1 protein-coding gene is annotated in these 1,411 nt (G+C 56.8%); it reads right to left on the bottom strand.

Annotated elements, in window-relative coordinates:
- Positions 1-29 precede the first annotated feature (29 nt).
- Positions 30-1,301, bottom strand: coding sequence for a trehalose-6-phosphate synthase (locus QJT78_RS51255; protein WP_281460879.1), 1,272 nt, complete (start codon positions 1,299-1,301; stop codon positions 30-32).
- Positions 1,302-1,411 lie beyond the last annotated feature (110 nt).

Genomic DNA, 1,411 nt, shown 5'->3' on the forward strand with positions numbered 1-1,411 from the left:
AAACGTCCTGCCTGACCGGCTACTGCTGTTCAGCGGCGCTGACGGCGATCATCAGGTGGGGGAGTTTCAAGTGACCATACCCGGGGGATTTTGACCGACCCACGGGGCCTCTGTGAGAAGTTTGCGAAGCTGTCCGATGCCGGCAGGATCCAGAGTCTGTCCTGTGTATGCATCAGTGGAGCCGCTAGCGCCTCAAAACTTGACTTAACATCTGCATAGGCAGCCTCTTTCAAGGCGGCATCCATGGGGGCGATCTCGTTGTATGCGGTCAAAGCCTTGGCGTGATCCTGGTACAGCGGCATTTGAGCCTCGTTGGTCCAGCCAAGGCCGAGATGGTGGAAATGATTAGCGGGAACAGTAACTCGGCTTTTATCGAGCTCTCGAACAAAATCCGCCGACCAGTCGTGGATGGTATACGATTCAATCTTGTCCATCATCGAGCGCCAGCGGGTGACACGCTCCTCAAGCGGCATGTGGGTCGCCTTCGAAAAAGCGGCTGCGATCTCTTCGGGGTGGTTCGGATCCACCAGCAGCGCCTCGTCTTCGTTGAAATCCTCAGCCGCGCCGGCAAACTTGGATAGGATCAGCACGCCGGGATCCTCCGGGTCTTGTGTGGCAACATATTCTTTCGCCACAAGATTCATGCCGTCGCGCAGCGGCGTCACGACGCCAACATGGGCTGCGCGGTAAAGCCGCGCGAGCGCAGCCTGGCTGAACGAGTCATTCTTGTAGTGGATCGGCTGCCACTTCTCGGTGCCATGTTCGTTATTGACACGGTTGATCTCGGTCTCCACGTCGTCTTTATATTTCTGGTATTGTTCGACGTCAGCGCGTGAAGAGGGCGTGATCTGCAACAGCGAGATACTGCGCGGCGGCTCGGCCGCTAAAACCTGATTGAAGGCTTCGACCCGTTTGTCGATACCCTTCGTGTAGTCGAGCCGGTCGACGCCGATCGCAAACTTCGCGCCCTCGAAGTTTTGCAATAATGACGAGACTTTTTCATGCTCTGCGGGAGAAAGGTCTGCCGCAAGATACTCTGCGAACTGCTTGGGATCGATACCGATTGGGAACTTTTGAAGTCGCGTCTGGCCGCGTTCCGTTGTCACGACGCCATTCTTGCTCTCCAGTTCAAAATGGGTTTGCAGACAGGCCGCGAAATTGTTCAAATCCCGGTTCGTCTGGAAGCCGAGCAGGTCGTATTTAAGCATCGACGTCATCTGTTCGCGATGATTGGGCACACGCTCTATCATGTCGGGCGAGGGCCAGGGCGTGTGAAGGAAGAAGCCGGTTGGCCGCTCAATGCCTAGCCCGTCTTATTCGTAAGAGTGCGCCTGAGGGGTAAAGCGCTGATGCGGCGTAGGATTCGGTTGCGAAGCCAACCCCATCACCTCCAACCGCGAACGCCACGCCC

The sequence above is a fragment of the Bradyrhizobium sp. Mp27 genome, assembly GCF_029953005.1.
In the GTDB taxonomy this organism is placed as follows: domain Bacteria; phylum Pseudomonadota; class Alphaproteobacteria; order Rhizobiales; family Xanthobacteraceae; genus Bradyrhizobium; species Bradyrhizobium barranii.